Source organism: Virgibacillus sp. 7505 (assembly GCF_002272135.1).
GTDB lineage: Bacteria > Bacillota > Bacilli > Bacillales > Amphibacillaceae > Terribacillus.
The window spans coordinates 1-214 of record NZ_NPBF01000448.1 but is presented as its reverse complement, the minus strand read 5'-3'; the positions used below and the strand labels follow the sequence as shown (position 1 = coordinate 214).

General features: G+C 45.8%; 1 protein-coding gene. It reads left to right on the top strand.

The genetic code is table 11. From position 1 onward, the window contains the following. Positions 1–214 (top strand): alanine:cation symporter family protein (locus CHH91_RS19730; RefSeq protein ID WP_141234281.1); only part of this gene is annotated, 214 nt, incomplete at both ends.

The following is a 214-nucleotide window of genomic DNA, read 5'->3' as shown; positions in this document are numbered from 1 at the left end:
GGACCTGCTTACTATATTGAAAAAGGATTAGGCGTAAAATGGTTTGCGATTCTGTTTGCAGTCGCAGCCCTTGTAGCGATGTCTGTGCTTATGCCTGGCGTCCAGTCCAATTCGATTGCCGCCGCTGTCAACAATGCCTTTAGCATACCGACTTGGGCAACTGGGTTGTTTCTTGTATTGGTTTTAGGGCTGATTATTTTTGGCGGGATTAAAT